Source organism: Devosia sp. A369 (assembly GCF_054489345.1).
Map to the genome: position 1 here is coordinate 266437 of NZ_JBTMWV010000003.1, position 25401 is coordinate 291837.

A 25401-nucleotide genomic window follows, 5' to 3' on the forward strand; every position below is an offset into this window, starting at 1 on the left:
GCGCGCCATCCCATGATCGTCATCGGCAAAGCATCGCGTGGCGTCATGATCCGAAATCCAGTCGCATCTGCATGACCTTCTGACCGGCCAGCGTGCCCTTCTCGTCGACGGCCTCGCCGGTCTCGACAAAGCCGGCCTTGCGCAACACTTTGCGCGAGCCGGCATTGCTCAGCAAGGCGCGCGAGCGCAAGGCTGGCGTGCCGCTGGTCCTGGCCGCTGCCACCACGGCCATGGCGGCCTCGGTGGCATAGCCCAGGCCCCAATAGGGTTCACCCAGCCAATAGCCCAGCTCGGGCAGCAGGTCGGGCAAAAAATGCAGGCCAATGGTGCCGATATAATGGCCCTGCAGCAGAATGGACCAGGCGAATTCCTCCGGCCCGCGCGCGATATTTTCGACAAAGAACCGGCCATGGCTCTCGTCATAGGGATGCGGCAGGCGCGACAGCACCGCATGGATGGTCTTGCTGTTGGCCAGCACCGCCATTTCCGGCACATGCTCCAGCGTCGGCGTGGTCAGCACCAGGCGATCCGTCGTGATGATGGCGGGAAGGCGGTGCTTGATGCTGTCCATTTTGCGCTCTGCTGCAGAATACGAAAAGGGGAACCGGCGAGCCGGTCCCCCTTGATCTGATTTCGCATGGTGCGAACACGAGCCGGGGACCAGGTCACCGGCGGGTTCACAAAACCTGCCGGGTTATTCGGCGGCTTCTGCTGGGGTGACGGACACGAACACCTGCGACTTGGCGCGGGTGCGGAACGTCACTGCGCCATCGACCAGTGCGTAAATGGTGTGATCCTTGCCCAGGCCAACGCCGGTGCCGGGATGCCACTTGGTGCCGCGCTGACGGATGATGATGTTGCCAGCGATGACGGCTTCGCCGCCAAACTTCTTGACGCCAAGACGACGGCCAGCGGTATCACGACCGTTGCGGGATGAACCGCCTGCTTTTTTGTGTGCCATCTCTAGGGCTCCTTATTCCTTGTCGGCCTTAGGCTCGGCCTTCTTGGCCGGGGCCTTCTTTGCCGGCTTGTCAGCGGCAGCTACGTCGGCGGCAGCGGCCTTCTTCGGCGCAGCCTTCTTGGCCGGAGCCTTGGCTTCGGTCGCAACGACTGCCTTGGCTTCAGCCGCAGCAGCAGCCTTGGCAGCAGCGCGGACCTTGGCGGGCTTGCCGACAACCACGGTTTCCGTGGGGGCGACAACGCCGACTGCCTTGATCGTCGGCTTGGCGCCGCCGGTCAGGATTTCGGTGATGCGCACCGTCGACAGCAACTGGCGGTGGCCGTTGCGACGACGATAATTGTGGCGACGGTTCTTCTTGAAGATGATGACCGTCTTCTGCTTGCGAGTCTCAAGCAGCTCGGCAGCGACAAGCGCGCCTTCGATCAGCGGAGCACCGACTTCGCCGTCAATCATCAGCACCTGGTCGAAGGTGACGATGGTGCCGGCTTCGGCGTCGAGCTTTTCAATCTTGAGAACGTCGTTGGCGGCAACCTTATACTGCTTGCCACCGGTTTTGATCACGGCAAAAGTCATAGCTTAACCGGGAGCGTCAAACGCCCGGTCCCATTGTGTCGCGCTCTGTGGCGCCGCAGGTTAAAGCCGAAGCCCTGCGGTCTTCGATCGGCAGCCGGTGATCAAACCGGCGGGCAGCCTCGAACAGCGTTTTCAAACAAAGAAGGCGCGCCAGACCAGCCAGCACGCATTTCCGTCGCGGCTTATCGGGGGAAATGCCCCAAGAGTCAAGCCTGACGCCGGATTACTGGCCGTTCGGATACCAATCGCGCAGCCGGACCTCGGTATGGTCTCCGACCTGGGCCTCCAGCACCGACAGATCGCTCTCGCCATAGTGGTAGGGATAGACGATGGCCGGCTTAAACACGTTGACCGCCTCGGCCGCCTGCTCGGGCGCCATGGTATAGGGCAGGTTCATCGGCAGGAAGGCCACCGCAATGTCGGTGAGCGCCAGCATGTCGGGGGTCGGCTCGGTATCGCCGGCCACATAGACCACCTTGTCGCCCAGGGTGAGCAGATAGCCATTGCCCACGCCCGGGGGGTGATAGCGCAGCCGGTCGGCGGTGATGTTGTAGGCCTGGATCGCCTTGATGGCGATGCCGTCAAGGCTGGTTTCGTCGCCATTGGCCAGCGCCGTGGCATTCACCTTGAGCCCCTCAGGCAGCTTGTCGAACACCTCCTGGCTGGCGAGGATCGGCGCCAGACCGGCAATCGCCTCCAGCGTCGGAACGTCAAAATGATCGCCATGCCCGTGGGTTACCAGAATCGCGGTCGGCGCCGGCAGGCCCGCATAGCGCTCCGCGCCACCCACCGGGTCGCAATAGATAACCTGATCACCAAAGCCGAGCACGAGGCTGGCGTGATCGACCGGATGGACGATGATGTCGCCATCCGCCGTGGGGATCGCATCCCCCTCCAATGCCGCCTGCTGCGCCCAGACGGGCCCCAGGCCCAGCGACACGATGGGCAAAACCGCTATGCCGGCGACGACTTCACGACGTTTAACCATGGCATCCTCCCATTTCGAGCCGAGCGCTGTGATGCACGCCGGCGCACGGGATTTTGCACAAAAATGTGTCGCGAACCGGGCGTCGGCGCGCCCTCCAGCCCCTGCCCCGCCGGCAAAATTGCAGGAAGGCCCACAAGGGGTGTTGCGGGCCAACCATTGCTATGGCATAAGCCGGCCCGTGTCGACCAGCCGGCCCCTTCGGGGGCTCGTATCGATCTCGCGGAGAGATGGCAGAGCGGTTGAATGCACCGCACTCGAAATGCGGCATGGGGGCAACTCCATCGGGGGTTCGAATCCCTCTCTCTCCGCCACTAAGTCCTTGAAATGCATGGATAATTTAGTTTATCATAGCAATGAGTCCTAAGTCCCTGGAATGTCGCGCCAATACGCTCTGGCCTAGCCTGCAAGTCCTGTGGAGACCCCTCCCCTGCGCCTGAAATAGAGGGTGTATGGATGCGTTCTCCAAACGCCATTTCGGCGATAGACTGAGTTAGTGCATCGTCCAGTGCGGCCCTCGGCGCCCAAGGATGGCGCCAGGAAGGCAGTCGCCACATTCGCTGGCTTGCTGTGCCTGGTTCAGCTGGCCAATTCCGTCGATCTTATCCGCGTTGAACCGCTCGACTGGCTTCTCCCCGATCGCGACTTGCCCGCTCTGGCCTATTCCGGCCTCTCGGAACTATTGGGGGTTGTGCGGGCGACGACAAAGGACCCGCAGAGCTTTCGCGGTCGCTTCGACGAGCCGGGCTTTTTGTTGCCACTATCGCATGGCTGCTTGCTCCAAAGGCCCCTATAGCGCCAGGGAGGGCGTCTCTGCCCAAGCGGAAGCCCTCCCGACTTGCTCCCTATCCAAATGGAGAATATCGCCAGAAACCGGAATTATCGAAGTTGGGGCCGCATCCACCCGATGCCCGCTGCGAGGGAGCCACCGAGCCCCCAAGCAAGCCCCCCTCGCAGCGCCCTGTCCTGTTGGTGTCGCAACCAACCAAGCCCGCCATCGAGCGGGCCTTTTGTTGCCCTCATCATCGCCCTTGCCAGCCAAGCTGGATCGTCACACAATAATCTGCGGCGAGGGGCTCATTCCTCCCAACGTCCCTGTTATCCGGGATTGAGCCCCTCGTGGCTCTTGACCTCAGTCACCGCGCTAGCCCCGCCATCGAGCGGGGTATTTCTTTGCTTAGGCCTCAGCGACAGAGTCGGCTGTGATGTCACGCTGCAGCCCTTGCGACCGGAGAAATCCTGCATATCCTGGCCCATCAGGCCTTGGTCGCCGATGTCGATCCAGGCATGCATGATACGGTCCAAGTGATCTTCTGGAACCGTTTCTGCCATTCCGGGCATATCGCGATGGCTGATCATCGCACGGACCTCGCCGCCAAGAATGCTGGCATAGGTGGTAAATGCCTCGCGGCAATCGCCATCGAAATCAATGTTTGCAACGACTTTCATGAATTCCTCCTCGCCTGAACTGCGCAGCGGACATAGCAAGCTATTTGAACCAGAATGTGACTGAGCGTGCCAACGAATGGGCGTGCCGCGTTCACGAGCATGGTCGGCGGGGTGATCTGGCTGGTCACCGCAGGGCTGAACGCCTGGGAGGCGTGTAAAGGCGACTGGGGAAAGAACGGGCAAGGCCGCCAATTTGGCGGCCTTGTTCTTATCTTATGCAGCCTTCTTCACGGCCTTTTTCAGCGCCTTGATCTTCTTTTCGTGGTTCTCGACCTTGGCTTCACGCTTCTTGATCTGCTGCTTGATGGAAACGACGTTCTTCTCAGCTGCTTTGGCTTTCTTCGACATGAAATGTCTCCTTGCTTGTATGGCTTTTAGTGGGTGTGTTCTGTTGGATGAACCCACGAATGAACTGCCTGATCTCGCGAGCGGCGCTGGTATCCAGCTGTTCGCATAACTGCACGAACTGATCGCGCTCTAGAGTGCTGATACGGATCAGCAATTGGCTATCTTTCTTGTTGAATTTCACCTTCTTGGGCTTGTCTGACATGGCGCTCACAAAGATGGTTCACATAAAGACATATCGACAATGTATATACATAATCGCCGGTGTCAAGACGGGGTAGTTTGGCACCATCGTGGGCCGGTTCCGGCGGGGCGGTGTCGATGTTGTGTGCGATGACGTGGTTGAAGATGTCCGACGGCTGAAGAGATCGTCACCAAACTTGGGCAGGTCGATGTACTGACCTCGCAGGGAAAAACGGTCGCGGAGGCTGTGCGCGCGATAGCTGTGACGGAAGTAACCTATTACACATCACGGAGGGGGTGCTCGTCGGCACAATAAGTTAATCAGCGGCGGTCCGAGCAGCAGGACGGCGAAGAGGCGAGTGATCTGGAGGGTGCTGATAAAGATCAGGTCGGCGGCGCTGTGAGTGGCGATCGCGGTTACGGAATCGATGCTGCCCGGCATGGTGGCGAGCAGCGCGGTGGCCATGTCGATTCGGCCGAGCCAGGCGATCAGCACGCCGCCGGCCGCGCAGATGAGGATGAGCAGGCCGACCGCGCCAAACAACGGCAGCAGGATCAGCCGGATCTGACGCAGGATCTCGGGGGTAAATTTCAGGCCGATATCGATGCCGATGACGAAAAAGGCCGCCAAGACCAGCCAGCTGGGCAAAGCGAACTGCACAAGTCCCGAGCCTTGCAGGGCAGCGCCGATCAGCAGGGGCACGATGGTGGCGATCGACGACATTCTCGAAAACAGCCACGAGGCGAGGATGCCGGTTGCCGACAGAGCGACGGCGATGAGCTGAGCGTCGAGCGGCGGCTGAAAGGCTGGCGCCACCAGAGCGGGCGCGCCGATGAATTGAGGGATGGCGCTCATGATGGCGACGACGCAGACCAGCCGCGTGACCTGGATGGTAGCCACCAACTGGATCGGCAGGTGATTGCCGCGCGCAAGCGCAACCACCGACCCGGCCATGCCCGGCAGGAACCCCCAGAGGGTTTCGCGTAGGTTCGACATCGTGCCCCGGCTAAACTGCACGCCTGCCACGGCGGCGGCGAAAAGAGTAAGGACGGCGGTGAATAGCGTGGCGGGCCAGATATCAACAAGACGCCCGAGAATGGCTGGGCTGAAGTTTTGCGCCACAAGACACCCCGTGACGCCCTGCGCGAACTGAAAGACTGTGCCGTTGAGGCGCGCAACGCTGCCTCGCAGGCCGAAGGCGATGCCGACCAGCATCGGACCGATCAGCATGGCCATTGACAGGCCCAGCCGCTCGAGGACGAATATCACCCCAAGTGCAGCCAAGATCAGCGCCACCCATGCCCTGGCCTGTGCCGCCGAATCCCGTCCGCCACCCTCGGACGGCGTTCCCCTGCTCATCTGCGGTACCTTTCCAGGGCAGATGCCGGCGCCGGACGACTGCACCACCACCTACCAAACCAAAACCAACTGGTTTTAACAATAGCAAGAGCTTGGTTGTAAAATCTATCATCATTATTTGACGCAATCATCACGTTTCGTCATCAGCGTCATGCGGCTTGGCGCCCAGGCGGGTCCGAAAGCGCGCCAGCTATGACTTGAATTTACTCATTTATTTTCATCACCCAAGATGCGCTCCACGGGCGAGCCGGATCAATCCACCAGTCAACCATAACGCGACCAAATAGATTTTTATTGACGAATTACCGGTGCGATGGTTAGGTCGTGGTTGATGATGTCTACCGTGTTGGTTGGAGGACCTGGCAGATATCCATTCTTAGGGAGGGCAGGATGAAGAGCTTCATCAGAACGCTATTGGGCAGCGTTGCGCTGGCCGGTATGGTCGTCAGCGGCGCGATCGCAGCCGACATCGACACAATCGCCATCGTCGCCCCTGAACAGGGCACTGACTTCGGCTGGAACCAGCAGGGCGTGGAGGGCGTGCGCAAGGCCGCCGAGGCCGCCGGCATCAAGGCGATCATCGCCGAAGGGCTCGGCTACGGCAATATTCGTCCGACGATCCGCGAACTAGCCGAGGACGGCGCCGACCTGATTATCGCACACGCGGCGGGCTTCACCACCGATGCCATCGATGTGGCGCGCGAAATGAACGTACATGTCGCGGTCGGCTTCCCGTCCGGTCCTCCGCTGGTGGGCAACTACGAGCTGATGGCCGAACAGGCCGCCTATCTAGCCGGGTACCTGGCGGCGCGCACCACAAAGACCAATGTGCTCGGCATCGTCGTTTCCGCCGAATCCCCGAACTGGAACCCGCAATCGGCGGCCTTCGCGCAGGGCGCGCGCTCGGTCAATCCCAATGTGGTCCTGCGCTATGCGATCATCGGACCAGCCGCCTATGCGGACGTGGCCGGCGCGCGCCGCGTCACTGAAAGCGTGATCTCCTCCGGCGCCGACATAATCTTCGGTCAAGGCAATGGCTCGACCTTCGGCATGCTGCAGGCCGTCGAAACCATCAAACCGGCATCGGGCGACAAGGTGTGGTTCATCGACGTAATCGGCGACAAGACGCCGATCGACAAGGGGCACCTGCTCTCGTCGGTGATCTGGGACATGGCGCCGATCTTCGGCCGCATGATCGAGGACGTGCGCAATGACACGTTCGGCCAGCAGGAAAACTACCAGCTCTCGCTTGAAGACGGCAGCCAGGCGCTGCTGCGTACCGCCCATGTCGGCGACGACGTATGGGCCGAGATCGAGGACGTGCGCCAAAAGATCATTGCGGGCGAGATTGCCGTCGATGTGGTTCTTGACCCGGGGGGCGTCCGCGCGGTCATGTCGGATGCCATTGATGCTGGCAACTAGACCGCGAGGGAGCCAAGGGCCGTGACCAGACAATCCACCATAACACTGCACGACCTCACCAAGCGTTTTCCCGGCGTGGTCGCCAATGACAGGGTCAGTCTCAGCCTGTTTCCCGGCGAGGTGCATGCCCTTCTGGGCGAAAACGGCGCCGGGAAATCGACTCTGATCTCGATGCTCGCCGGCGTGCAGCAGCCCGATGAAGGCGAGTTCCGGATGGACGGCAAGTCCATCCGGATCACCGATCCGGCCCATGCGTTGCAACTCGGGATCGGCACGGTCTACCAGCACCGAATGCTGACTCCAACCCTAACCGTGGCGGAAAACCTCCTGCTAGGGGACGCTTGGTGGCGGCAGCCCGACCGGCGCTCGGTGGTGGCGCGCTTTAAGGAAAGCTGCGCCAGCTTCGGCATCGAGATCGACGTCAATGCGCTGGTGGGGGACCTTTCCCTCGGCCAGCAGCAGCAGGTGGAGATCATCAGAGCCCTGTGGCGGGGCGGGCGCGTGCTGGTTCTCGATGAACCCACTGCCATGCTCACCCCAAACGGCGTCGAGGAACTGGGCCGGATGATGCGCAGGATGTGCGAATCCGGCATCAGCCTTGTGTTCATCACCCACCATCTCGACGAAGCGTGCGAGTTCGGCGACCGGGTGACGGTGTTGCGCTCAGGCAGGAGCGTGGGCAGCATTCCGCCCGAGGAGATGCGGGCGCTCGACCGCCCCACCCTACTCGACCGCATCGTCAAGCTCATGTTCGGGCAGGATGCCGCGCTGACGGTGCAGGCGGTGCGTAAGACGCAACCCCAGGACGACGTGTCTTTCGAGGTGCGGGGCCTCTCCGGGCAGAGCGACAAAGGCGAGGAATCGTTCGAAGATGTCAGCTTCGCTGTGCGGAGGGGCGAAATTTTCGGCATTGCCGGCGTGGATGGCAACGGCCAGACTCCGCTGGCCAAAGCGATGGCCGGACAGGTGCCGGCGAGCGGGCAATTGCTGCTCGAGAATGCCCCGGTGGTGCAAGAGGGCGTCGGCACGCGCTATGCACTGGGCATTCGCTATGCCACCGACGACCGGCTAGGCGAAGGCGTTGTCGGCTCGCTGCCGATTTCACTAAACATGGTGCTCAAGGAAATTGGCAAGCCGCCGTTCTGGGTCGGATCGGTGCAGAACGACAGCGTGATCGATGCGCATGCCTCGACTCTGTTCCGGACGTTCGACGTGCGAGCGCCATCGATCCATACCCCGGTCGGCAAGCTATCGGGCGGCAATATCCAGAAGGTTCTGCTGGCACGCGAACTGTCGTCGGGGGCGCGGATCGTCATTTACAACAAGCCCACGCACGGGCTCGACCTGCGCAATATCCAGACGACGCGACAGCGCATCTGCGACATCGCCGATGAGGGCGTTCCGACTGTGCTGATTTCGACCGATCTCGAGGAGATCCTGGAACTGTCCGACCGTATCGGCGTGATGGTACGCGGCCAGCTTGTCGGCGTTGTCGACAACGATGGACCCGAAGCCCGTTTCAAAGTGGGCGCGCTGATGGCAGGAGCAAAGGTACAATGACCCAAGATACTCTGGCTATCGCCTTAGACGAGCGTCGGGCGCTGTCGCGACGCCTCACCCGGCTGCTCGCTCTGTCCGTCCTGCCGGTGGTGGCGGCGCTCCTGGCCAGCGCGGTGATCCTGCTACTGGCCGGAGGCGACCCACTTGCATATTACGGCTTGGTGATCGAGCGCGGCCTGCTGCGCGCCACCGGCTTCCAGGCCACCCTCGTCTATTCAATTCCGATGCTGATCGTGGCCAGCGCCCTGATCATCAGCTTCCGGGCGGGCCTGTGGAATCTCGGCGTCGACGGGCAGGTCTTGCTCGGCACCATGGTGGCAGGTGTTACCGCGCCTCTACTCGCCCAGCACATGCCGATCGAGTTGGCGCTCGTCATCGCGCTGTGCCTCAGTGCAGTGGCCGGGGCGCTCTGGGCCATCCCGATGGCGGTGCTGAAAGCCTATCAGGGCATCAACGAGATCATTTCCGGCTTGATGATGAGCTTTCTGGCAGGCTCGTTCTGCGCGGCGATGATCAAGCTCGTCTTCCGGGACGAGACCTCCTACAACCCGCAGACAATGACACTGGCCGCCGATGATAGGCTGTCGCAACTGTTCGGGTCGAGCGTTAATTTCGGGTTAGTGATCGCTGTCGTTCTGGTGATCGGCACTCATCTGATGATCACCCGCACCTCGTTCGGCCTGCGGCTGCGCCTGCTCGGGCTTAATCCGAGCGCGGCCCAGCATGTGGGCCTGCCGGTCCCGCTGCTGACGCTGCTGACGCTCTGCCTGTCAGGCGCACTGGCGGGACTGGCGGGCGGCGTCGACCTGGTGGGCGTGCTCGGCAACATGAAGGCCGACTGGAATCCCCAGTATGGCTTTGCCGTGGTGCCGCTGGTCTTTCTCGCCCGGATGAACGGCTATGCCTCGATCGCCTTCATCTTCGTGTTCTCCGTGCTCGAGGTGGGTAGCGCCAGCGCTGCCACCCGGCTCGGGATTCCTATGGACTTCACGCTTATAGTCGTGGGCCTGCTTCTGGCTTTCCTGGCGCTTGCCGAGTATGCCGAGCAGCACGCCGACCGACGGAAGGACTGAGCTATGGACGTTTTCCTGTCCCATGAATTCCTCTCCGCCCTGTTGCGCGGCTCCGTGATCGCCGCCATTCCGCTGCTGCTGGCGGGCCTGGGCGAACAGTTCTCCCAGAAGGCGGGCGTGCTCAATATCGGCATCGAAGGCGTCATGCTGGCGGGAGCCTTTGTCGGCTTCCTGGTGGCGCTGAACACCGGATCGCTCTGGGCCGGCTTTCTCGCCGGCGCGGCGGCCGGGGCGCTGATCGGCCTCGTGATGGCGATCTTCTGCGTGCGGCTGGGTCTGAACCAGATCATTGTGGGTATCGCCATCACCCTGACGGCGACCGGCATCACCTCGCTGCTCCACTATTTCCAGTTCAGCAAGACCTATCCGCGCCTGCCCGCGACTGACCTGCTAGCCATTCCCGGTCTGTCGTCGCTGCCGGTGCTGGGCGCGGGCTTTTTCAACCATCACCCGATGGTCTACTTGGCACTGCTGGCAACGCTGGTCTTCTCCTTCATCTATGCAAAGAGCTTCTTGGGCCTAAACCTGACCGCGGCAGGCGAGAAGCCCGAGGCCCTAGACGCGGCAGGCGTTAATGTCGGCCGGACCCGGACGGTGGCGCTGCTGGTCGGCGGCGCCATGAGCGGGCTGGGCGGCGCCTTCCTGTCCGAAATCGGATCAGGCGTCTTCGTGCCGCACATGGTTCATGGCGCCGGCTTCATGTCGATCGTTCTGGCTATGCTTGGACGCGGCCGGCCCACCTGGGTGCTGATCGGCGCGCTGATTTTCGGCACCTGCCTGTCCGCCACGACGGCCTTGCAGGTGGCGGGGGTGAACGTTTCCACCGACATCATCCAAATGCTGCCCTTTCTTGCGATCATGCTAGTGCTCATCGTGCTCGGCAAGCGGTCGCGGCTGCCGGCGGCGCTGGGCGTGCCCTATCAGCGCGGAGCGCGCTAAAGTGTTTCTGAAAGGAAGCGCCGGGCCGTCGGCAGCCGCCCTCTGCCTGGCGCTCCTTGTCCCAGCCGGGGCAGTGCGGGCCGAGCAACTGCCGGAGGTGCTGACAGAACTGTCGAGCGGCGTGCAGAACGATTCCGACAGGCCGCTCGCCTGCGGCGTCCTGCTCGCCCACTGGTTCCGCATCGATTTCCCTACCACCGCGCCGGGCGACAGGCTAGCGATCCCCCTCCAGCTCGATCAGCGGACGGAAGCCGTCTATCTCTACAACGTCCAAGGTCACCCGATGGCGTCAGAGACGCTGTTCTGCGGCTATGCTGGCGGCGCCTGGAGGGACATAGCCCTGCCCAGTATCCGCGAGTTGGCGCTGCGAGCAGCCGAACAGGCGGACGCTACGCTCCACTGCCAGGCGGACGGCAGCGAAACACCGGCCTGCGCGCTGCTGCCCTGAACGATTAGGCGGCGCGCACTTCCCATTCGGGACGCAGCAGCGCCATCAGGATGAGGTCGGCCCGGCGGCCATCGGGATAGCGCAACGCCTGGCGCATCAGCCCCTCCTCGAAGAAACCGACCTTCTGATAGGCCCGACGCGCCCGCGCATTGTCGGGCAGCACATCGAGAACAATCCGGTAGATCGCCATTTCCTCAAAAAGCTTATCGCAGACCAGGCGGGTAAACAGCGTGCCGGTGCCTTTGCCGCCCTCGGCCACTGCAATGCGATGAATGCTGACAATGCCCCAGGGATGGCCGAAACCGGTGAGCACGGCAAAGCCGATTATCTGCCCGTCGCTCTCCAGCACAAAATGCCGGTAGGAGGGGTTTGCCATGTCCTGGCAATGCTCGTCATGGCTGCGCGACCCGACAAGGTCGGCATAGCCCGGCAAACGTTCGATGGCCATGATGGCGGGCAGATCCTGCTCGTTGGCGCAGCGCAGAGTTGGGGTCATTTCGGACTGTCCTCGGATTGTCAGGCGGGCGTTGCCGCCTCATGGGCTAGGGCGTCGGAAGCTGCCGCGCGCATCAAGCAGGGGCACGGCCTCCTCGTGATGTTGCACGGCGCGCACCTCGCCGAACAGGACGCTGTGGGTTGAGGCTGCATAGACTGTGACCAAGGCGCAATCAAAGGCGACCCAACCTTCGGCGGTGGTGACGATCACCCCGACGCGGTCTCCCGGTTCGCCCGCCGTCACCACGGCGCTGCTGGCGCAGATTGCGCACTGCGTATAGAAAGGCAGCCGGTTCGATGACGGACGCGGATGAGGATGTGTTGAGTGTAGACATGTTCTGTTCCCGTCCCGTCTGCCCCTTACCCCACGAAGGGATCGGAGAGTTCCCCGATCAGCCAACGATCGATGGCGCGATAGTAAGTCATTATTGCGCCCTGGGCGGCGACCGGATCGCGCGAACATATGACCGCCAGCGCCATTTCGTGATGGCGGAAACCCGTTTCCTCGGTGAAATGCCAGCGCAGAGCGGGGATCCACTCCGACAGCTTCGTCGGGGAGAGACGGGGTTAAGGTGCCGTCGGAGTGGATCTTGTTGGCGTGAACCAGATGTCGCTCCCAATAGGTGACATGCTGGCAAACGCGATTCAGAGCGACATGAAGGGGTCGATTCAGCGAATCCGTCACATGCCCATTTCCAGCCGTCCAAAGTAGGCATATTTCAGTTCGCTGAATTCCAGGATGCCACCGGACGACCCTTCGCGGGAGTTTCCACTCTCCTTGACGCCGCCAAACGGCGCGAGTTCCCTGGAAATCAGTCCGGTATTGGCGCCCACCACCCCATATTCCAACCTCTCGATGACGACGGAAAATGCTGGCTATGTTGCGAGAATAGAAATAGGCGGCAAGGCCGGTTTCGGTGTCGTTGGCGGCCACGATCACTTCCTCTTCGGTGTAGAACCGGAACACTGGCGCCAGCGGACCAAAGGTTTCCTCGCTGACCACCATCATTTGGGATGTCACACCGGTGAGCACCGTCGGCTGGAAGAAGGTGTGGCCTAGCGCATACCGGCTACCGCCCGTCATCACACTTGCTCCCTCGGCAACAGTGTCGGTTGTGTGCTCCTCCACTTTACGGACCGCAGCCTCGGTAATCAGTGGTCCCTGGTTGACGCCATCACCGATCTGGAGCGCCTCGACGCGCACCGCAATCCTCGTGGCAAAGGCATGATAGACCGCCGATTGCACGTAGATGCGGTTAGTGCAGACGCAGGTCTGCCCCATGTTTCGACATTTGGACACCATGGCGCCTTCGACGGCCGCATCGAGATCTGCATCATCGAAGACTATGAAGGGGGCATTGCCGCCCAGCTCGAACACAACCTTCTTGAGGGTCGTCGAGGCTTGGGCCATCAGCAGCTTGCCCACCGGCGTCGCACCAGTAAAACCGACCAAGCAGACCTGGCTGGTCAGCACGCCGCCAATGGATCGGGCGTCTCCAGTCACGATGTTGATCGTGCCTGCCGGAAATCCGACACGGCGGGCGAGTTCGGCCAGCGCCAATGCGGTCAAGGGCGTTTCCAGTGCCGGCTTGACTACGACGGTACATCCGGCGGCCAATGCCGAGGCAATCTTGCGGATGATCATGGCCGCGGGAAAGTTCCACGGCGCGATCGCCGCCACTACCCCAATTGGCTGGCGCGGGACCGCGATACGCGCATCGGCGCGGTGAGACGGCAGCAGTTCGTCGGCAATACGCCTAGCCTCTTCCTCACAGGATTCGATATAGTCAATCTCGCCGAGCGTCTCGTCAAATGGCTTACCTTGTTCGCTGGTGAGGATGGTCGCCAGATCGTGGCGATTGGCAGCGACCAGGTCGAGCCACTTCCGCAGGATAATGCTGCGCTCCTTGGCGGTTCGTGCCGCCCAGGGATGGAATGCCAGTGCGGCTGCATCCACAGCCACGGCCGCTTCCGCCGCACCATGATTGGGCACGAAACCCAGCACGTCGCCATTGGCCGGGTTGGTGACATCAATGCTGGCCTGGCCGACAAAGACACCGTCGATATAACACTGCGACTTGAGTAGCGCGGGATCGTTGAGCATCGGCATAGCGACCCGGTCAGACATTGGCGGATGCCGCACTGCCGCGCTTCAACGAAATGGCCGCAACAGCGACATACCAGCCGGCTGCAAGCTGAACGCCAGCTTTCAGGCTCAGTGCCAGTGAACATACTAGCGCAACCATCGCTGCTCCCCTGCTTCTTAATTGTTATAACAAATATCTTGCAACAGTCAAGCAAGCTGGGCTAGGCTTTGGCGATGAAACACTCCCTTCGCTTCTTGTCACGGGCGGACATCCTTTCGACCGCTTTGGTTGGCGCGGATGAACTGCTGACCAAACAACCGCCTCTCTTGTCGGTCGGGACGGTGCACAGCTTGCTGGTGCAGCAGTATGGCGTCACCCCCAGACAGATCGCGGTCCTGACTGCCGAGAGAGACGCAAACTACTGCGTCAGTTTCGAGGATGGCCAGCAGGCGCTTTTCAAGATCACCAACGACAGTGAAGACACTGCGGTCACCACGATGCAGGTCGAAGCGCTGCTGCATTTGGCGGCAGTCGCACCGGAATTGCCGGTACAGCGGGTGTTCGCCACGGTTGACGGAAAGGCTCAGGCGCAGGCTACGGGCGAAGACGGGCGCCTTCACGCCGTCCGGCTGGTGTCCTTTCTTGAGGGAACGCTTCTCAACAAGGCCGCCGCGTCTGCCGAGCTATACTCCGACATCGGACGGACGCTGGCGCGCCTGACCTTGGCCCTGCGGGGGTACTTCCATCCGGCGGCAGGCCACATGCTGCACTGGGACCTCAAGCAGGCGCACCTGCTGCGCCCAATGCTATCAGCCATCGACGACGTCGAGGTCCGTGCGCGGGTCGATCGCGTGCTTGCACGGTTTGACGATGTGATCGCGCCGCGCCTGCCGGTGCTGCGTGCGCAGATCGTCCACAACGATTTCAATCCGTTCAACTTGGTGGCTGACGGCGTCGATGCGCGACGAATTACCGGCGTCATCGACTTCGGCGACATGGTGCATACTCCGATTGTCTGCGATCTGGCTGTGGCGGGCTCCTACCACATTGGCACAGGTGCAGACCCGTTCGAAGCCTTGTGCTCACTCGTCGCAGGGTATCATTCGGTCTTGCCGCTGGAGGAAGAAGAGATCAGCCTTCTGCCCGACCTGCTTGCACTCAGGAATGTCGCGACGCTGGCGATCACGGCTTGGCGTGCCAAAATGTATCCGACCAATCGCGCTTACATTTTGCGCAATGTTCCTGCTTCACTGCGCAGCCTGGATGCCTTGGAGACAACCGGCATCGGACCTACTAGCGACCAGATCAGGACGGCCATCGAGACCGGTCCCGGAGGAAAACGTCCATGACCATGGTGAATGCGTTCGATACCGCGAACGCTCCTGAACTCAGCGCAGAAGATGCCGCGCTGATCGCCCGACGGAACCGAGCCCTGGGCCCGGCCTATCGTCTTTTCTATCGGGAACCGCTTCACGCCGTCGAGGGCCGTGGCGTCTGGCTCTATGACCGAAAGGGCGATGCCTATCTCGATGCCTACAACAATGTCGCGTCAGTGGGGCACTGCCACCCTCATGTCGTTGAAGCGATCTCACGGCAGGCAGCAAAGCTGAACACCCATACGCGATATTTGCACGACACGGTCGTCGATTATGCCGAGCGTCTGCTGGCCAAATTGCCGTCTTCGCTTGGCCACATGATGTTCACCTGCACCGGTTCAGAGGCCAATGACCTGGCGCTTCGCATAGCGCGCGCGGCAACCGGAAGGCAGGGTGTCATCGTAACGCGCCTCGCCTATCACGGCTTGACCGAGGCTGTGGCCGAGGCATCTCCTTCTCTGGGTGGGCACATTGTGCCAAGTCCGCGCGTCCGTTTCGTGGACGCACCGGATTCGCTGCGCGTGCCGGCCGGCCAACAGGGGGAACGCCTGAGAGCCGGCGTTGCCGAGGCTATCGCATCCATGCGCGCCGATGGCGTCGAGCCGGCAGCCCTCCTTATGGACTCCATCTTCGCCAGTGACGGGATATACCCAGATCCGGCCGCGTTTCTCGGGCCCGCTGTGGAGGAAATTCACAAAGCAGGGGGAGTTTTCATCGCCGACGAGGTTCAGCCCGGGTTTGCGCGCACGGGGGAAACGTTTTGGGGCTTCCAGAGGCACGGTGTCGTTCCTGACTTCGTGACGATGGGCAAACCTATGGGCAATGGATTTCCAGTCGCGGGCGTCGCCATGCGGCCCGATCTGGTTGCGGATTTCGGGGCGCGCGCCCGCTATTTCAACACGTTTGGTGGCAACCCGGTCGCAATGGCCGCGGGAATGGCGGTGCTCGACGTCATCGAGCAGGAAAGCCTAGCGGCCAACGCCGTAACGATGGGCGCGTACCTGCGCGACGGCATAGAGGAAGCGTGCAAGGGCAGACCAGACATCGCGCAGGTTCGCGGTGCCGGCCTGTTTATCGGCGTAGAATGTGTCTTAAGCGCAAGCCAGAACACGCCGGATGCGGCGCTGGCGTCGGCAATCGTCAACGGCCTTCGCCAAAACCGCGTGCTGATCAGTGCCTGCGGCAAGGGCGCCAACATACTCAAGATCCGACCGCCGCTGGTCATCCAGCGTGAAGAAGCAGATATCTTCCTCAGGGCCCTCAGGGCCGTGTTCGATACACTTTAGGAGCTCGGTTTGGCTTTGGAATTGGCGCCCCTCAACAGTGAACCACTGCACGAGCAGGCATATTCCGCATTGCGTGACGCCCTTCGGCGTGGTCGCTTTCCTGTCGATCGTTCTGTTCCCTTGCGCGAACTGTCGCTGCAACTCGGAATCTCGGTCACTCCGGTGCGCGACGCCCTGCAGCGACTCGTGGCGGAGGGCGCTTTGGAATTGACGCCGACGCGGCGGATCCGCGTGCCGCCGATGACGCCAGAGCTTTATACGGAGATAATCGATATACGGCTGCGCCTCGAACCGATGGCACTTGCCAGAGCCCTGCCTCGACGCAACCCAGCACTGCTCGACGACCTCATCGATCTGTCCCAGCAGATGACTGAAGCCATGGTCGACAATCGGTTCAGCGACTATCTCGTGGCCAACGAAGCCTTTCATTTTCGCCTTTACGAAGCCTCGGGACAGGACTTTCTGGTGCAGATCATCAGCAACTGCTGGCTCCGAATAGGTCCCTGGCTCGCCATGCTGGTCGCGGAAGGACGTTTCCATGCCATCGCTAATACCGAGCACGACCGCATGATCGAGGCACTGCGAGAGGGAAATGAAGCTGAACTGGTCGCGGCTCTCGATCGGGACATTCAGGATGCTGCCGACAATCTGCTCTCCCGGTTGCGCCGGACTGATGATGCCGGCCGTGAAACTGGTGGCGACCATGACTGACATAAGGCCGTTCGGTGTGCTAGTCTGCGACAATGTGGGCCTCGCACTGAGGTCGGACGGACGGCCAGATATCAGAGAAGTGGCGACGCACGTGGAGCGGCAGGGCGCTGTCTTCCTATCTGGATCGCCTGCTGACTACCCCGCAGCAGAACCCGGCTCGATAACCTTTTACTATCGCCCCGAACTCGCTACTCCGGCGGATGTCGCCGCGGAGACGACGGCGCACCACTACGACGTGCTCATCGCAGCCGCCAAGATCATTCCGGCGGAGGCGCGCGTTGCCGTTGGCGCTGTGCGGATTGGGGCGGGTACGGGCAATATGCGCTCTGCCAGCTGGGGTGGCAGCGATGGGCTGGGTGGTGCGGCGGCTCTCATGAACACGCCCGGCATTAACGCGCGCGCAACGGCGCAGATGGTGCTGAAGGCAATCCTGCATTATCGGCCAGATCTGCCAGTCAGTCTTTTGCACGGCAAGGTGATGGCGCGCACCTTCGACACTGCCCGTGACCTTAGCGGGTTCCCGACCAGCAAGGTCGAAGGCATGCGGATCGGGGTGATCGGCGCTGGCAACATTGGCCGTGAAGTGGCCCGGCTCTGTGCTGCCTTCAAGATGAACGTGGTCGTGCATGCCCGGGAGCGCCACCGCGTCTGGATCGAGGCTGCGGGCCACGAGTTCGCGCCCACGCTTGAGGCCGCCGCCCGCGACGTCGACATTCTCACCATACATACCGGCCTAGGTCCGATCGCGCCGAAGACTGGCACATTCGCCAATTCCGGCCTGATCAGCGCCAAAATCCTGTCGCTGCTGCAGCCTGGCGCCTTGGTGATCAATTATGATCGCGGCGAGGTGCTCGATGTCGCTGCCCTGCGGAACGCCATGGCGTCCGGAAGAGTGCGAGACGTTGCGATCGATGCCGATATATTTCTCCATGGCGGTGAACCAAGCGGCCCGCTCTTACCCTATCTGGAACTAGGCAGGCTGTTTGGGGACCGCATCAGTCTTCTGCCTCATGCCGCCGCTGACACGGATCACCCGAGCCGCGTTTCCGGCGCCAAGCAGGCGGTCGACATGACGATTGCCTTGCTGCGGGAACGCCGCGTGCACAATCTGGTTGGCGCCTTGCCGCACGGACTGGTCGACGGGGGAAAAATCGGCGTTCCGGGGATCACGCCCATCGATCGCCGTGCGATCCACGATCTGGACCGCGCGGCCGTCCGCGGCCTTGCGGAAACGTCAAAATCACTAGCAGATTTTTTGTTCGCGCTGGCAGCGGGCGAGATAGATCAGGACAACGATCTTGGGGCTGGCGTTGTGGCGGCCAACCAGGTCGCAACCAGGCTGCAGGATATCGGCCTGATGGTCCCGTTCGACGCGGCGGAACCATGAAACTCCGTGATCGAGGCCCTCTTACACGCGGCATGGCGGCGGTAACAAATAACGTCCGGCCAAGCGACTGCCCTCAGGACATTGCATGAGTGAGATTGCCGATATCTACGACCAGCTGGATGCAACCGGCATGGCGGAACTGGTGCGGTCAGGCGCTGTAGAGCCCGATGCATTCGTAAAGGAGGCACAGCGGCGCATCGCCGAGCGCAACCCATCGATCAATGCAGTGGTGCACCAGTTCCCGGCTCAAATGTCGGCCATGCCGCGTCAGGGTGCCTTTGCAGGCGTTCCGCTTCTGCTGAAAGACATTGGCATCGCAGTGCGGGACACGCCGATGAGCTGCGGCAGTGCGCTGATGCGCAATCAGGTCTGTGTGGCGGACAACACACTGGCCGCGCGCTATAGAGCGGCCGGGTTTGCCTTTATCGGCCGCACGTCTACAGCCGAATTCGCCCTGAGCTTCACCAGCGAGCCTGAACTGTTCGGACCCTGCAGAAACCCGTGGGACCTAGCACTCAGCGCCGGCGGCTCCTCAGGGGGAGCCGCTGCGGTTGTAGCGGCCGGGATTGTACCAGTCGCGCAGTGTTCGGATGGCGCTGGCTCCACCAGAGTTCCCGCTGCCCACTGCGGCCTTTTTGGATTCAAGCCAACCCGGATTCGCAACCCTCTAGGCCCGCTGCTTGCCGAGGGCAGTGCGGGAATGTCGACGCCACATGCCGTCACCCGGACGGTGCGAGACAGCGCGCTGATGCTAGCTGTGAGCTCCGGTCCCGATATCGGAGATCCCTATGCTGCGCCGCCGCCGGCGCGGCCTTTTCTGGACGCCTTTGGTGAACCTCCCCGGCATTTGCGCATAGGAGTGCTGGCCAGCAGTGAGTTCGGTGCTGTCGATGACTTTTGCAAGCTGGCAGTCGAAAGTGCAGCAAGCCTGTGCTCAGAGCTTGGTCATATCGTCGAACCGGCATACGTGCAAATGGACCAGGCCCTGCTGAAGCAGGCGTGGTTCACCGTTTCGGCCGTGGGCGTGACACAATGGATCGACCAATATGCGCAGGCGCACAGCATCGCCCATCCCGAGGATTCCATCGAGCCGATAAACCAGCAGTGGATCGAAGCAGGCCGGGCGATATCTGGCGTTACCTATCTAGACGCTGTGCAGGTGCTGCATCGTTCAAGTCGCGCGCTAGGCCAGTTCTTTCAAAAGTACGATCTGCTGATGTCTCCCACGACCGCAGAGACGGCCCGGCCGATCGGTGACATGGCTGGCGCCGGTATCAATCTCGATGACTTCTTCAATCGCTTCTGGCGACACTCGCCTTTCACAGCTATCTTCAATGCTTCCGGGTGCCCCGCGATGAGCGTCCCGTTGTATCGGACGGCGGGTGGCCTTCCAGTGGGGGTTCAATTCGGGGCCCCCCTAGGGGCAGACGAGTTGCTGTTTTCGTTCGCCGGCCAACTTGAGCAGGCTCGTCCCTGGCCCGCCTCAGTCAGAAGTGCGCGGTATTGATTTGCGTATGCAGATTGGCCAGATGCGCCCGCATTTCGCGCTCGGCCGCTTCCGGATCCCGGTCCGCTATGGCCTGAGCGACGGGCAAATGCTCGCCGGGAGCACCGGGCTCGCGATCACCTTCGATCTCCGTCGCTATCTTTTCGAGCAACTGCTGAATTTCGGCCGCGACAGTGTTTCCGCTGGCCACCGCGATCAGACGGTGGATGCTGGTCTCAGGCGAGGTACGCTTGTCGGAAGCTGCTGCCCTGCGAATGGCCGCGATCATCGGCGGCGTTGCCCTCAATGCCGCCAACCGGGCCAATGTAGGTTCGATCATCAACCGGAGTTCTATGACCTCAAGCGGGTTGCTATTCTGCGCAACCTGTCCTGCAAACTGGCTATTGCTGCGTGACCTGGGTGTCCGCGGGGCGGTCTCTCTAACCATCTCGCCCGAATTCTGCAACAGCTTCAGGGCACGTCTTAACTGATGGCGTTTGACGGAAAGCTCTTCTGCCAGTTTTCTCTCAGCGGGAAGCGTACCGTGTTGGCGAATATAGGCACGGACGCTGTCGGCCAATTCGGCCAATGCCTGCGGACGTTCGCCCGATGCGGAAAGTCCTGCACGAGAGTTGGACGTCGAACTCACCAGTTCCCCCACGATCATATTGTTGTAACTATCAGCTGCTGGCCGCCATTTAGCATCTTCCGGTGCGCAGCTTCAACCACCGACGAGAGTGAGGTGCCCTTTCAATTCGCCAAGCCGGGTATCATGCACTACCCACCCTCAAAAACTCAACCACAAACTCATGGTTTATACGTTGGTTCATATTTATCGAATCGCGGTTGATTAAATAGGTTGATTATTTGGTTTCTTGTGGTTGAATAGTTGTGCCGGGCCATTGCGGAGATTGCCACGGGGATGTCTGATAAACGGAGTGAGGGAATAACAATGAAAATCAGGACGAATTTCGCAGTTTTGACAGGACTGCTGCTGGCAGGACTAAGCACGCCGCTGCTGGCGCAGCAGGATGTCGAGTCCATCGCTATCATGACCCCCGAACAGGGCAACGATTTTGGTTGGAACCAGCAGGGTGTCGAAGGCATCCTGCGGGCTGCCGAGCAAACCGGGACGGAAGCGATTGTCGCTCAGGCACTCGGCTATGGCAATGTGCGCCCCACGCTCATGGAACTTGCTGAAGACGGCGTGGACCTGATCGTGGCCCATGGTGCCGTCTACACCACCGAGGCGATCGAAGTGGGCAAGGCGGAAGGCATCTATATCGCGGCCGGCGCGCCCTCCGAGGCTCCCCTGATCGGCGAATATATCCTGATGGGTGACAAGGCGGGCTTCCTTGCGGGCGTATTGGCTGCACGCACGACCAAGACCAAGGTCATCGGCATTGTCGTTTCCTCGGAATCGCCTAACTGGAACGCGCAGTCGGCTGGCTTTGCCCAAGGCGTTCGTTCGGTCGCTCCGGAGATCGAGTTGCGCTATGCGATCATCGGCCCGGCAGCCTATGCGGACGTGGCCGGCGCCAAACGTGTAACCGAGAGCGTCATCGCCGCAGGTGCGGACGTCATCCTCGGCCAGGGCAACGGGTCGTCCTTTGGCATGTTGCAGGCGATCGAAACGACCACCACCCCGTCGGGCGAAAAGGTCTGGTTCATCGACGTGATCGGCGACAAGACCGCAATCGACAAGGGGCACCTGCTCTCGTCGATCGTCTGGGACATGGCTCCGGTCTATGTGCAGATGGTCGAAGATATCCGGGCCGGTACTTTCGGCACGAACTCCTACGCGCTCTCGCTTGAAAACAATTCGCAGGCGCTGCTGCATTCGCAATACATACCAGACGACGTGTGGGCCGAAATCGAAGTTGTGCGCCAGCAGATCATCGATGGCACGATCGTGGTCGACTTCGTCGTCGACCCCGAAGCCACCCGGGCGCTGATGTCGACGATCGCGCAGTAACCATAAACTGGCAGGCCGGCATCGTGCCGGCCTGCCTATAGCTCTGGCCAACAATGACCCATCCTGAACTCATCGACCGCTTCTATGCGGCTTACAACGCCCACGACGCAGAGCAGGCCGCTTCGCTCTATGCGGGCGACGGCTCCCATACCGAGGCCGCATCCGGGCGTTCCCGCACCGGCCCCGACGCTTTGGTGGCCGGCTTGACGGGATTTTTTAAGATGCTCGAAGGGCTGCGCTTTGATGTGGAAAAGCAGGTAGAGGCTGGCGACCATATCGTGGTTTTCTATGCCATGCGAGGGACCATGACCCGTGCAATCGGCCCCTTTGCCGCAAATGCCCGCGAAGTCACGTTGCAGGGGGTCCATCGCTTCGTAATCCGCAACGGTCTGATCCATGAAACGCACGACTATTGGAACTGGGATATTTTCGCCGCCCAGTTGCAGGCCTGACACTCAGTTCTGAGCAGGGCTGAGGCCACACCAGTTCGCGATGAATAGAGCCATAGTCTTGGTGACCTGGCGCACGGATTCCAGGTCAACGCGCTCGTCGTGGCCATGCGCTGAATCACATATCGGACCGTAGACCAGCGATGGCGTGCCATCATACAAGCCATAGAAGCGGGCATCAGTCGCTGCCGGCGTGATGTGTTCGGTCAGAGCCGTGCCAAAGACCGAATGGTGCGCGTGGGCCAAGGCTGCCTCCTGGTCCGGCGCGCCTTCGAGAACATAGCCCTCGGCATAAAAGCCGTGGAAATCGACGGCCACTGTCGCGCCATGCAACTCAGGGATGGTGGCGCTGGCCGACTGGACGAACTCGCGTATTTCCGACGCGGCTGCGTCGCGACTCCTGCCGGGCAATATCGCGCAACGCGCCTCCAATGTGCAACGAGCTGGCCCGCTCGACGGCCATTCGCCACCTGATATCTTGCCCAAGTTGAAACGCAAAGGGAGGGGATGCTCGCCGAAAAACGGGTCCTGTCGCGCCCGCTCGTTCCAGCTCGTTTCAAGGCTCTTGACGGCCTCCCACAGGCGAAGCGCCCCCTCGATTACATTGTTGCTTCGCGTCTGAAACCCCGAGGCATGTTCGGGTGAAGCATCGAGATCGATCCGAAACCAGATGGGGCCGATCTGCGCCCGCGTGAGGCTGGGACCAAATGGTTCGGGCACAAACATGCAGTCCGCGCGGTACCCTCGCAACAGACAGGCAAGCGTGCCGTTTCCGGTGGCCTCCTCTTCGACGACACTCTGGAAGTGAATACGACCATTGGGCTGAAAGCCTGCAGCGCGAATTGCCTTATAGGAAAAAAGGGTGCCGACGAGGCCTGCTTTCATATCCCCCGCGCCACGTCCATGCATCCAGCCATCGCGGACCATCGGCCCGAATGGAGCCGTGGTCCAGCGTTCAGGATTGCCAGGGGGGACAACATCCACATGACCGTTGAATATGAGCGAGCGCCCGGTCTCCTGGGCCGGACGCCAGCTTCCCACTACATTGGTCATGCCGTCATAGGAAATGGCAATGGGAGAGTGTCCGGGATGCTGAGTCAGCGCTTGCGCATCAAGCAGAAACCGATCAACAACAAGCCCGGCAGCCGCCATAGCGGAGGCCATGACATCCTGCGCCGCTGCCTCATGGCCACGAAGGGAGGGGCAAGCTACCAGCTCACCGGTCAGAGCGATCTGTTCATCGAAGTTGCGATCCACAGCGTCACAGATTACCAAGATAGCCTGATCGTCCAGCATGCTCGCTCTCCCTTTTTTCGTTGTACAGTTTAGCCGGACACGGCCACCCGATCGGCATCCCAGCCGTCGATATTGACGCGCTGCAGCACCTCGACTATGGAAATTTCCTTGAGCGGCACCGGGATGACGCCGGTATCGAGCAGCCCCTGGAGCGCTGCCTCGTAAGCGGTGATGACAGTCATCAGCGCCATGCCGGGGGTGATCACGATGGAATAGCCCATTTCACGGAGATCACTATAGGCAACGAGCGGAGTCTTGCCGCCACGCACGATATTGATCATGCATGGCCCCTTAACGAGTTTCGGGATAGCCCGGACCTCGTCAAGCGTTTCGGGTGCTTCGACAAAGCCAACATCGGCGCCGGCATCAAGCGCCGCATTCACCCGGCGCACCGCCTCCTCGAAGCCGAGCTTGGCCCGCGCATCGGACCGCGCAATGATGGTGAATTCCGGATCCTTGCGGGCATAGGCAGCCGCCTGAATTTTGCCTACATATTCCTCAAGCGGCGCAATCTGCTTGTTTTCCAGGTGGCCGCACTTCTTTGGAAATTCCTGGTCTTCGATGTGGATCGCTGCGCAGCCGGTGGATTCGAACTCGCGAACGGCGTGGACGACGTTGAGTGCGTTGCCATAGCCAGTGTCCGCATCGGCAATGATCGGGACGTTTACCGACTTGACCATGCGGCGGAGCACGTCGGTAATCTCCGACATTGACAGCAGGCCGTAATCAGGCAATCCAAGGGCTGCGGAAACACCGGCACCGGTCATGTAGATGGTCTGAAATCCGATACGCTCCACCAGCATTGCCGTCAGGGGGTCATAGGCTCCGGGAGCTAGGACATTGCGATCGGCGAGAAGCTTGCGAAACGCGGTCGTCGTTTTAGTCATCTTGCTTTCCTTGTATTGAAGTCGTTGATCGGATGAATGCGTCCATGGCCAGTCGATCGAGGCTCGCCCATGGGGCCGCCTCCTGCCATTTGCGGAAATGCGCCTCGATGGCCGCGGTGTGCATGCTGGTCAGTGCGATCTCGTCCTCGCCGCGGAGCAGGCTCTCGCGCTCGTCCGCCCGCATGGAAAAGGGCTGTGTGCTGCCGGCCGGAAGACTGATGACCCCAGATTCGAGGTCCACCGTGATCGCCTTGAGGCTCTGGGCACTTGCCGCCAGATCCCTGCAGGCATCCTCTTGTAGCGCAACAGGCAGGATGCCGTTTTTGATACAATTGCTGCGGAAAATGTCGCCGAAACTCGGCGCGATGATTACCCTGATGCCAAAGCCCGCCAGCGCCCAAACTGCGGCTTCACGCGACGAACCGCATCCGAAATTCCGCCCCGCGATCAGAATTTCTGCCCCTCGAAGATCAGGCGCGTTGAGCGGATGGTCGGGATCGGGCGTACCGTCAGCGCGGCTGCGCAGCATCTCAAAGACGTAGCGCCCGAGCTCCCGGCGCGAAACGAGCACCAGCCGCTCGATACGGATGATCATGTCGGTGTCGACGCTGTCGCGCAGCAATACATGGGCGCGGGAGGTGACGGACTGAAAAGGACGCAAGTTAGAC

The 25401-nt window shown here is 61.3% G+C and carries 25 protein-coding genes, 1 tRNA gene and 2 pseudogenes; 13 read left to right on the forward strand and 15 right to left on the reverse strand.

What is annotated here, in order from left to right:
• Positions 1-43 precede the first annotated feature (43 nt).
• From ACX3OZ_RS06460 to ACX3OZ_RS06475, 4 genes and pseudogenes are all read right to left on the reverse strand, one after another.
• On the reverse strand, positions 44-571 hold the full coding sequence (locus ACX3OZ_RS06460) for a GNAT family N-acetyltransferase (RefSeq protein ID WP_459104064.1): 528 nt from the start codon (positions 569-571) through the stop codon (positions 44-46).
• A gap of 123 nt (positions 572-694) precedes the next feature.
• The gene (gene rpmA, locus ACX3OZ_RS06465) at positions 695-961 is read right to left on the reverse strand and encodes a 50S ribosomal protein L27 (protein ID WP_459093923.1); all 267 of its coding nucleotides are present in this window, start codon (positions 959-961) and stop codon (positions 695-697) included.
• Between the two features lie 150 nt (positions 962-1111).
• Positions 1112-1534, reverse strand: a pseudogene (gene rplU, locus ACX3OZ_RS06470) (50S ribosomal protein L21); the annotation flags it as partial.
• A gap of 223 nt (positions 1535-1757) precedes the next feature.
• A complete protein-coding gene (locus ACX3OZ_RS06475) occupies positions 1758-2522 on the reverse strand; it encodes an MBL fold metallo-hydrolase (protein WP_459104065.1) in 765 nt (254 codons plus the stop codon).
• Between the two features lie 221 nt (positions 2523-2743).
• Between ACX3OZ_RS06475 and ACX3OZ_RS06480 the strand changes: the two genes are divergently transcribed.
• Positions 2744-2833, forward strand: a tRNA-Ser gene (locus ACX3OZ_RS06480).
• A 784-nt stretch (positions 2834-3617) separates the two neighbouring features.
• Here the strand turns inward: ACX3OZ_RS06480 and ACX3OZ_RS06485 are convergent.
• From ACX3OZ_RS06485 to ACX3OZ_RS06500, 4 genes are all read right to left on the reverse strand, one after another.
• The gene (locus ACX3OZ_RS06485; protein WP_459104066.1) at positions 3618-3968 is read right to left on the reverse strand and encodes a VOC family protein; all 351 of its coding nucleotides are present in this window, start codon (positions 3966-3968) and stop codon (positions 3618-3620) included.
• Positions 3969-4181: 213 nt separating this feature from the next.
• Positions 4182-4316, reverse strand: coding sequence for a hypothetical protein (locus tag ACX3OZ_RS06490; protein ID WP_459104067.1), 135 nt, complete (start codon positions 4314-4316; stop codon positions 4182-4184).
• Positions 4291-4518: a hypothetical protein gene (locus tag ACX3OZ_RS06495; protein ID WP_459104068.1), complete on the reverse strand. Its 228-nt coding sequence runs from the start codon at positions 4516-4518 to the stop codon at positions 4291-4293. The genes ACX3OZ_RS06490 and ACX3OZ_RS06495 overlap by 26 nt, the downstream gene beginning before the upstream one ends.
• A gap of 264 nt (positions 4519-4782) precedes the next feature.
• Positions 4783-5856 carry an AbrB family transcriptional regulator gene (locus tag ACX3OZ_RS06500; RefSeq protein ID WP_459104069.1) on the reverse strand — a complete coding sequence of 358 codons (1074 nt, stop codon included), beginning with the start codon at positions 5854-5856 and terminating at the stop codon, positions 4783-4785.
• A gap of 390 nt (positions 5857-6246) precedes the next feature.
• Here ACX3OZ_RS06500 and ACX3OZ_RS06505 point away from each other — a divergent pair, with 390 nt between their 5' ends.
• From ACX3OZ_RS06505 to ACX3OZ_RS06525, 5 genes are read left to right on the forward strand one after another with little or no spacing between them, the layout of a single operon-like run.
• The gene (locus ACX3OZ_RS06505) at positions 6247-7278 is read left to right on the forward strand and encodes a putative B6 ABC transporter substrate-binding protein (RefSeq protein WP_459104070.1); all 1032 of its coding nucleotides are present in this window, start codon (positions 6247-6249) and stop codon (positions 7276-7278) included.
• A 21-nt stretch (positions 7279-7299) separates the two neighbouring features.
• Positions 7300-8838, forward strand: a complete 1539-nt coding sequence (locus ACX3OZ_RS06510) for a putative B6 ABC transporter ATP-binding protein (protein ID WP_459104071.1) — start codon at positions 7300-7302, stop codon at positions 8836-8838.
• Positions 8835-9911, forward strand: a complete 1077-nt coding sequence (locus tag ACX3OZ_RS06515; RefSeq protein WP_459104072.1) for a putative B6 ABC transporter permease subunit 2 — start codon at positions 8835-8837, stop codon at positions 9909-9911. Before ACX3OZ_RS06510 ends, ACX3OZ_RS06515 begins: the two co-directional genes overlap by 4 nt.
• Positions 9912-9914: 3 nt before the next feature.
• Positions 9915-10850, forward strand: a complete 936-nt coding sequence (locus ACX3OZ_RS06520; protein WP_459104073.1) for a putative B6 ABC transporter permease subunit 1 — start codon at positions 9915-9917, stop codon at positions 10848-10850.
• A gap of 1 nt (position 10851) precedes the next feature.
• Complete coding sequence (locus ACX3OZ_RS06525; protein WP_459104074.1) at positions 10852-11298, forward strand: hypothetical protein; 447 nt, start codon at positions 10852-10854, stop codon at positions 11296-11298.
• Between the two features lie 4 nt (positions 11299-11302).
• Here ACX3OZ_RS06525 and ACX3OZ_RS06530 read toward each other — a convergent pair whose 3' ends face one another.
• The 3 genes and pseudogenes from ACX3OZ_RS06530 to ACX3OZ_RS06540 all read right to left on the reverse strand — a co-directional run bounded on the left by ACX3OZ_RS06530 (position 11303) and on the right by ACX3OZ_RS06540 (position 13903).
• Entirely contained in the window at positions 11303-11794 is a 492-nt protein-coding gene (locus ACX3OZ_RS06530; protein WP_459104075.1) for a GNAT family N-acetyltransferase, read from the reverse strand.
• Positions 11795-11833: 39 nt separating this feature from the next.
• On the reverse strand, positions 11834-12037 hold the full coding sequence (locus tag ACX3OZ_RS06535) for a flavin reductase family protein (RefSeq protein ID WP_459104076.1): 204 nt from the start codon (positions 12035-12037) through the stop codon (positions 11834-11836).
• A 437-nt stretch (positions 12038-12474) separates the two neighbouring features.
• Positions 12475-13903 (reverse strand): annotated as a pseudogene (locus ACX3OZ_RS06540) (NAD-dependent succinate-semialdehyde dehydrogenase).
• A gap of 210 nt (positions 13904-14113) precedes the next feature.
• Between ACX3OZ_RS06540 and ACX3OZ_RS06545 the strand changes: the two are divergent.
• From ACX3OZ_RS06545 to ACX3OZ_RS06565, 5 genes are all read left to right on the forward strand, one after another.
• Positions 14114-15229, forward strand: a complete 1116-nt coding sequence (locus tag ACX3OZ_RS06545; protein WP_459104077.1) for a phosphotransferase — start codon at positions 14114-14116, stop codon at positions 15227-15229.
• Positions 15226-16542 (forward strand): aspartate aminotransferase family protein, encoded by a 1317-nt coding sequence (locus ACX3OZ_RS06550; protein WP_459104078.1) that lies wholly within the window; start codon positions 15226-15228, stop codon positions 16540-16542. Before ACX3OZ_RS06545 ends, ACX3OZ_RS06550 begins: the two co-directional genes overlap by 4 nt.
• A 9-nt stretch (positions 16543-16551) precedes the next feature.
• Complete coding sequence (locus ACX3OZ_RS06555) at positions 16552-17253, forward strand: GntR family transcriptional regulator (protein WP_459104079.1); 702 nt, start codon at positions 16552-16554, stop codon at positions 17251-17253.
• Positions 17135-18640 (forward strand): NAD(P)-dependent oxidoreductase, encoded by a 1506-nt coding sequence (locus ACX3OZ_RS06560; RefSeq protein ID WP_459104080.1) that lies wholly within the window; start codon positions 17135-17137, stop codon positions 18638-18640. Before ACX3OZ_RS06555 ends, ACX3OZ_RS06560 begins: the two co-directional genes overlap by 119 nt.
• An 85-nt stretch (positions 18641-18725) precedes the next feature.
• A complete protein-coding gene (locus tag ACX3OZ_RS06565) occupies positions 18726-20147 on the forward strand; it encodes an amidase (protein ID WP_459104081.1) in 1422 nt (473 codons plus the stop codon).
• On the opposite strand, the gene ACX3OZ_RS06570 is transcribed toward ACX3OZ_RS06565, so the two are convergent.
• Positions 20128-20775 carry a FadR/GntR family transcriptional regulator gene (locus ACX3OZ_RS06570; RefSeq protein ID WP_459104082.1) on the reverse strand — a complete coding sequence of 216 codons (648 nt, stop codon included), beginning with the start codon at positions 20773-20775 and terminating at the stop codon, positions 20128-20130. The genes ACX3OZ_RS06565 and ACX3OZ_RS06570 overlap by 20 nt on opposite strands.
• A 273-nt stretch (positions 20776-21048) precedes the next feature.
• Between ACX3OZ_RS06570 and ACX3OZ_RS06575 the strand changes: the two genes are divergently transcribed.
• Positions 21049-22101 carry a BMP family protein gene (locus ACX3OZ_RS06575; RefSeq protein ID WP_459104083.1) on the forward strand — a complete coding sequence of 351 codons (1053 nt, stop codon included), beginning with the start codon at positions 21049-21051 and terminating at the stop codon, positions 22099-22101.
• A 53-nt stretch (positions 22102-22154) separates the two neighbouring features.
• On the forward strand, positions 22155-22553 hold the full coding sequence (locus ACX3OZ_RS06580) for a nuclear transport factor 2 family protein (RefSeq protein ID WP_459104084.1): 399 nt from the start codon (positions 22155-22157) through the stop codon (positions 22551-22553).
• Positions 22554-22556: 3 nt separating this feature from the next.
• Here ACX3OZ_RS06580 and ACX3OZ_RS06585 read toward each other — a convergent pair whose 3' ends face one another.
• Genes ACX3OZ_RS06585 through leuD form a run of 3 tightly spaced genes read right to left on the reverse strand, consistent with a single transcriptional unit; the run spans position 22557 to position 25394 of the window.
• Positions 22557-23846 carry an ArgE/DapE family deacylase gene (locus tag ACX3OZ_RS06585; protein WP_459104085.1) on the reverse strand — a complete coding sequence of 430 codons (1290 nt, stop codon included), beginning with the start codon at positions 23844-23846 and terminating at the stop codon, positions 22557-22559.
• A gap of 29 nt (positions 23847-23875) precedes the next feature.
• Entirely contained in the window at positions 23876-24733 is an 858-nt protein-coding gene (locus ACX3OZ_RS06590; protein ID WP_459104086.1) for an isocitrate lyase/PEP mutase family protein, read from the reverse strand.
• Positions 24726-25394, reverse strand: coding sequence for a 3-isopropylmalate dehydratase small subunit (leuD, locus tag ACX3OZ_RS06595; RefSeq protein ID WP_459104087.1), 669 nt, complete (start codon positions 25392-25394; stop codon positions 24726-24728). Before leuD ends, ACX3OZ_RS06590 begins: the two co-directional genes overlap by 8 nt.
• Between the last annotated feature and the right edge of the window lie 7 nt (positions 25395-25401).